5 protein-coding genes are annotated in these 6,360 nt (G+C 59.4%); all 5 read right to left on the bottom strand.

From position 1 onward, the window contains the following. Window positions 1-191 precede the first annotated feature (191 nt). Window positions 192-1,223 carry a substrate-binding domain-containing protein gene (locus tag AC0L2B_RS27405; protein ID WP_027156384.1) on the bottom strand — a complete coding sequence of 344 codons (1,032 nt, stop codon included), beginning with the start codon at window positions 1,221-1,223 and terminating at the stop codon, window positions 192-194. Between the two features lie 421 nt (window positions 1,224-1,644). Then, a complete protein-coding gene (locus AC0L2B_RS27400) occupies window positions 1,645-2,739 on the bottom strand; it encodes a LacI family DNA-binding transcriptional regulator (RefSeq protein ID WP_473747552.1) in 1,095 nt (364 codons plus the stop codon). A gap of 110 nt (window positions 2,740-2,849) precedes the next feature. After that, entirely contained in the window at window positions 2,850-4,367 is a 1,518-nt protein-coding gene (locus AC0L2B_RS27395; RefSeq protein ID WP_473747551.1) for an amino acid ABC transporter permease/ATP-binding protein, read from the bottom strand. A gap of 75 nt (window positions 4,368-4,442) precedes the next feature. Continuing rightward, window positions 4,443-5,279 (bottom strand): ABC transporter substrate-binding protein, encoded by an 837-nt coding sequence (locus AC0L2B_RS27390; RefSeq protein ID WP_287244877.1) that lies wholly within the window; start codon window positions 5,277-5,279, stop codon window positions 4,443-4,445. Between the two features lie 161 nt (window positions 5,280-5,440). Continuing rightward, the gene (locus AC0L2B_RS27385; RefSeq protein WP_473747549.1) at window positions 5,441-6,307 is read right to left on the bottom strand and encodes a PfkB family carbohydrate kinase; all 867 of its coding nucleotides are present in this window, start codon (window positions 6,305-6,307) and stop codon (window positions 5,441-5,443) included. Between the last annotated feature and the right edge of the window lie 53 nt (window positions 6,308-6,360).

The following is a 6,360-nucleotide window of genomic DNA, read 5'->3' as shown; positions in this document are numbered from 1 at the left end:
GTTTTTGTTTTTGGGCTTTTATTATTTTGGTGTTTTTTTTGTGGTTGTTTTTTTTTTTTTTTTTTTTTTTTTTTTTTGGGGGGGGGTTTTTTTTTTTTTTTTTTTTTTTTTTTTTGGGGGGGGGGGGGGGGGGGCCCCCCCCCCCCCCCGCCCGGTCGAGCATTCCGAAGGAGCTCCGAGAGCGGCGGGCCTTATTCCTCGATGCCCTTGGTGCCGCGCCGCTTGAGGTAGGCGTCCCAATAGAAATCATCGGCATTTTCCGCGGTGACGATGGAAAAGCCGTTGTCGACGAAGGGCACGCTCATGCCGTTGAAGCCCGACCGCCGGGCGTCGTTCATCGGATCGATCAGTTCAGGATGCTTGGCCAGCCACAGCAGCATGAATCCCATATAGCCCTGCATGCCCTGGTTCGGGTTGACTGAGCCAAAGATTTCGCCGGCCTTGATCATGTCGAGGATCTTGGCGTTGACGTCGGCCAGCATGACCCGGATCTTGCCGCCGCCTTCCTTGGCGGCCTGAGCTGCGCCGATTGCCGAGTTGGCTTCCGGCATGAACACCGCGCCCAGATCGGGATGCGCCTGAGCAAGGCTGAGCACGGCCTGGTAGGCCTTCGTCGCATCCTGGTTCGACGCAGCGCGGCCGACGAGCTTCATATCCGGCCATTTGGCTTCCATGCGGGCGATGAAGGCGGCAATGCGCTTGTCGTGATTGTCCTGTCCGGGGTTTTCGAGGACCGCGTATTCGCCCTTGCCGTCCATCGCCTTGGCGACTGCATCGGCGGCATAGGTGCCTTCGGCGACGTTGTCGGAGGTGATGTAGGATACGCGTTTGGAGTTGGGCGAGTCTGCGGCGAATGTGACCACTGCCGTTCCCTGCTCAATGGCCCGATTGATTGGCTCGATGAAGGGATCGGAGTTCATCGGATGGACCAGGATGCCAGCCGGCTTCTGAGCCAGCGCCTGGTCGAACGTCGCTATTTGCTTGTTCACGTCGTATTCGGGGGTCCCGGTATATTCGGTCTCGCAGCCGAACTGTTTTCCAGCCTGCTTGAACATCTCGTAGACCGGGAACCAATATTCGACGCCGGAAACCATGACGTTCATGACGTATTTTTCACCCGGTTCGCATTTGAACGGGTTAGCGGCCTGGGCAGCGGCGTGGCTTGCCCCCAACACTGTGGTGGCGGCTGCCGAAATGGCGAGCATGCTCAAAAATTTGCGCAAGAGTCCTCCCTCGGCCGAAGCCTGGTCAATGGGCGGTCGGACACTTGCGTGCCGCCGCTTGTGGTTGATGAGGCCGAACCTCCTCCCGAGGCCCAGCAGTTGATCATTCGCAGCAGTTGGCACGAGTGTCAATAAAATTCACATATAGAAATATATTTCACAACTGCTCGTGCACCCGCCCGGCCGAGACGACAAGCGCCGCCATCGCAGCGGCTGTCCTCGTTCACGAGGACCGGCGCCGAAGCCGTTAGGGTCGCCAGTGTTGGTGAATGAACCGCCAGGCAAGCTCAGGTCAGCGGTTTCAACTGACCTGGCGATGCTTTCCTGAATGACCTACGACCGTTGTAGGTCAAGGCAGGCAGGGATTGAATGTCAGGGACGGGCCTTCTTCCCCTCTCAGGGGACTTCAGATCGTCCAGCCTTAGACATGCACGGCAATCGAATTGCGCTCCACCAAGCGGGCCGCCAGGACACGGTGCTCGAAAGGTAAGGTGGCCTCCGCCAGCCTCTTCAAGAGAAGCTCCGCCGCCGCCGCTCCGATCAAATGGGCGGGTTGCGCGATGGCTGTGATACCTTGTGCCACGAACTGCATCCAGTCGAGATCGTCGAAGCAAAGCAGCGAAACGTCTCCTGGAATCGCAAGCTTCAGTGCGGAAGTCGCCTCCAGAACGCCTGTCGACATCACACCGTCGGCGGTGAATAGGGCGGACGGCGCATTGCGCATCGTCAGCAGATCGAGCGCCTCTTTGCGGGCCGCCTCGCTGGAATAGACCGTCACGCGGCGGATCAACGGCAGATCCGGCTCGATTCCTGCGGCACGATGGGCTTCCAGATAACCCAACAGCCGTTGCCAGCTTGGATGGTGGTAGCGAACCTCGGCGCTGGAGAGGTCAGCGTTCGCCACAAACGAGCCGACATCATCGCGCTGGCCCGGACCTAGTTCGGCCAGTATGCCGATGCGGCTGTGTCCGGCCTCAATCATTGCAGCGATGCTGCTGCGCGTTACAGATACGTTGTCGACCACCACGGTATCGGTTTCCAAGCCCGCCACGATGCGGTCGAACTGCACCACGGGACAGCGGGCCGCGACTGCCTCACGAAGATGATCCGGCTGATCCGCGAAGGTCGACGAGACGATCAAACCGTCGACCTGTTTTTCCAGCAGCAGTTGCACTGCCTCTCGCTCGAGTTCGGCATTTTCGTCACTATTCGTAACGATAACCCCGAAGCCGCCACGGCGCGCAACATCCCCTATCCCACGCAAGACGCTCGCGTAGAATGGGCTTTCGATGTCGCCGACCACAACTCCGATAGTCTGCGTCTTACCGGTGATCAGACCTTTTGCCAGGCGATTGGGGCGATAGCCGAGCGCAGTTGCGGCGGCGCGCACCTTCTCCTGAACCTCGGGGCTGCTGTAACCGTAGTCGCCAAGCACACGCCCCGCCGTGGCGGAACTGACCCCGGCCCGGCGAGCAACCTCTATGATGGTTGCGTTTTTTGATGATCTTTGAATCACTCAGCAAGCCCCGCCGCCCATTCGTGCGTCGCAAAGACGAGCTAGTGGCAGTTAGGCCCGCCCCGCAAGCCCGAACTCAGCAGCACTCGCCGTTGCACACACTATTGCAATCAGAGCACCTCAGACAGAAAGCGCCGAAGGCGTGGGCTTTGCGGATTGTCGAAAAGGTCGGCTGGTCGCCCTGCCTCGACAATCCGTCCCTCGTCCATGAATACAACCTGGTTTGCAACCTTGCGAGCGAAGTTCATCTCGTGCGTAACGACGACCATCGTCATCCCGCCCCGTCCGAGGTCGGCCATCAAGTTCAGGACACCCTTCACCAATTCCGGATCGAGGGCGCTGGTGACTTCGTCGAACAGCATAATTTCTGGTTCGAGGGCCAGGGCTCGCGCGATGGCCACCCGCTGCTGCTGTCCGCCCGAAAGATTTGCCGGCCGATGGTCTTTGCGCTCCAAGAGTCCGACTTCATGCAGCCTTGCTGAGGCCGCGCGCTCAGCCGCCTCGCGTGACATGCCTCTTACCTTGCGCAGCGCCAGGGTGATGTTGGCGAGCGCACTGCGGTCGGGGAACAAGTTGAATTGCTGGAAAACCATGCCGACACGCCGCCGGAGCTGGTCAGGGGTCTGGCTGTAGATGCTTTCGCCATCGAGCAGGATGTCTCCGGCTCGACATTCGACGAGGCGGTTGAGGCAACGCAGCAAGGTCGACTTGCCTGAGCCGGAGGGCCCGATCAGGCAGGTGACCGTCCCGGGCTCCACTTTCAGACTGACGTCATGGAGCACCTGGACGGCGCCGTAGGCCATGTCGATATTCTTGACCTCGATGCTGCCACCCTTGAAGCGTGCGGGCGCCTTGGCTGCGCCCGGCAAACCGGCGTCAGCCAGCTCGGCGACTTCCTTGAGGCCGCTCTGCACGGCGCTGATACGCTTGCCGACGCGCATGCGCGCGTCGATGTAGTTGACGAGGTGGGTTAGCGGCACCGTGATCACGAGATAGAACACGCCGGCCAGCAAGAGTGGTGACAAATTGCCGGTCAGCACGGCCTGGTCTTGGCCGACGCGGAACAGTTCGCGTTCGGAGGCGAGCAGGCCAAGGAAATAGACCAGGCTGGAGTCTTTGACGTTGCCGATGAACTGGTTGACCAGTGCCGGCAGCACGCGGCGGATGCCTTGCGGGATCACCACCAGGCGCATGCCTTGGCCATACGTCATTCCGAGAGTGCGGGTGGCGTCGATCTGACCACGCTCGACGCTCTGAATGCCGGCCCGAAAAATTTCCCCGATGTAGGCGCCGGCAATGAGGCTGAGTGCCAGAATGCCCAGCGGATAAGGCGATGGACCGAACAGATCGCGGCCCAACCGCGCGAAGCCCTGGCCAATGATCAGAATAGTCACAATGGCGGGAAGCCCACGAAAGATATCGGTGTAGACCCGTGCGAGGAGTTTCAGCGGCCGGTTTTCGGAAATCCCCATCACGGCGAGGACGATACCGATCAGCGTCCCGAAAAACGTCGAGGCGACGGCAAGGATCAGGGTGTTCTTGAGGCCGACCATCACCATGTTTGGCAGAACGTCTGCCATCGCCTGGAAATCAAGGAAGCTGCGGGAGAAGGTATCGAACCAGCTCATATCAGGTCCATCTATAACTCGGCCGGGCACCGTTGCTCACGGGCCCGGCCGGAAACACAGCAAAGTCGCTCGAACTCACTTCTTGGGCAGATATTGATCCGGCATCGGGGTGCCCGCGAACCATTTTTCGTGCAGCCGCTTCCAGGTGCCATCATCCATGGCCTCGCGCAGCGCCTTGTTCAGTGCCTCGCGGAAGTTATCGTTGCCTTTCTTGACGACGAACCCGGCTGGCGCATCGAAGGACGGTACGTTCATTGTTATCTTCAGGTTCTTGTAGCGTTCTACATACTGCTTGGCCGACTCATAGTCGGTGAAATGGCCATCGATCGTCCCGTTGTTCAGCGCCGCCACTGCGGTGTTGTTATCGGGGAACTTGACGATGTCGCCCTTCAGATTCTTCTCGGCATAGATTTCCTGCAGCGTCCCCTGGATGACGCCGATGCGCTTTCCGGCGGTGCTCTCATTGCTCGTCAGAGCCGGATCGGCCGAAATGATCGACAGATAGCCGGCGATATATCCGTCGCTAAAATCCACGGTCTTCTTGCGCTCCGCAGTCGTGCCAATCGCGGCGACAGCGACGTCGAAGCGGCCGTTGGCGACGGATGGCAGCAGCGCCGAGAATTCCTGGCCGGTGAAAACAATCTGCTCCTCCTTGAACCCGAGCCGGCGCGCCACGTCGCGGAAGAGTTCAGCATCGAAGCCGGTGAAGTTTCCATTGGCGTCGGTGAAGACGTAGGGCTTCGCATCGCCCATCGTTCCGACGCTGATCGCCATCGGGTCGATTAGATTGTAGGGGTTGTCGCTCGCCTTTGCCTGCGTGGACCAGGCCAATGTGCCAAATCCTGTCACCAACGCGACGGTCAGCGCCAGACCGCATTTCACCAGGTGGCGCCTGCTCGAATTTGTTTGCATGTCTTCTCCTCTTAATCGGCCGAACCCGGCCTTGCGGTTCCACTCGACGTCTGATCCATCAAAAATGCTCTTAGGCGGCGTTTCGTTGAGCGGATGAGAACGTTATCACTTCCCCTAGCATTATCCGTTCCTCGCGTCAATTGTTTCGGAGAATTTCGCAGCTAGACAGCTTTCCCGGGTGGAGCGTGCCGGGCCTCGCGGAGGATCTCGGGCGTCATGTTCCCGATATCTATTGCTGACGCATGGCCGATCGCGCCGTAGTACTGGCAGGTTGCAGCCGCCGCCTCTGCGGCATGGCGGAGAATGTCCTGAGGCGCCTCTTCGTTAAGCAGGCCGAGTAGCGTTCGGGCGATGAAGGTGTCGCCCGCGCCCAAGGTGTCGACGGGTTCGACCAGCCGCGCCGGAGTGTGGTAGGAGACAGAGTCTCTGTGAAGCACCGCGCCGGCTCGACCGCGAGTCACCAAAACCCACTTTGAACCACATGCAAGCAGCTCGGATACGACTGCGGCCAATTCCTTGTCGTCGAGACCATCCCCTGAGACGGAAGCCAGATAGCAGTAAGGTCCAATCTTTCGCCGATGCTCCGGTTCCCGTCGCGTAGAAAAATCGTAAGATAATAGAGAGTTACCCGACACTAAGGCAGCCCACGGGTCTAACCCGCTGGACTGGCCGATGTGGACGGCCTGAAAGCCTGAGAGAAAATCCAGATCTTCATGCGTCGGCGTGAACATCGAAACACCGAGGTCGAAATCCAGGAAAATCCGATCGGCGTTATGGTGACCTATGAGGCAGTAAGCGGTCGGCCCTTCGAGGCGCCGCAATCGGGTGATGTCAACGCGCTCCGACGCCAGTGCCGTGCAGATCAGGTCCCCGGCCCGGTCTTTTCCGATCGCTCCAACATAGGCCGACTGCCCGCCGAAGCGGCTCAGGTGGACTGCGACATTGAGGCAGTTTCCGCCAGGATACATCTCGCCGCGATCAAGGTAGCAATCGACCACGTTATCGCCCATCGCGGCAATCTTGACCATTGCAGGACTTTCAGCTTATAGGATGTGATAACGTTCGCACAATGACTGCTGCC

This window comes from Mesorhizobium sp. WSM4815 (genome assembly GCF_055811575.1).
The sequence above is the reverse complement of the archived record's forward strand: the minus strand, read 5'-3'. Positions and strand labels throughout refer to the sequence as shown.

Bases quoted from the DNA above. Each gene is read 5' to 3' on its own strand.
- AC0L2B_RS27385 (WP_473747549.1), bottom strand. From the start codon at position 6,307: ATGGTCAAGATTGCCGCGATGGGCGATAACGTGGTCGATTGCTACCTT.
- AC0L2B_RS27390 (WP_287244877.1), bottom strand. From the start codon at position 5,279: ATGCAAACAAATTCGAGCAGGCGCCACCTGGTGAAATGCGGTCTGGCG.
- AC0L2B_RS27395 (WP_473747551.1), bottom strand. From the start codon at position 4,367: ATGAGCTGGTTCGATACCTTCTCCCGCAGCTTCCTTGATTTCCAGGCG.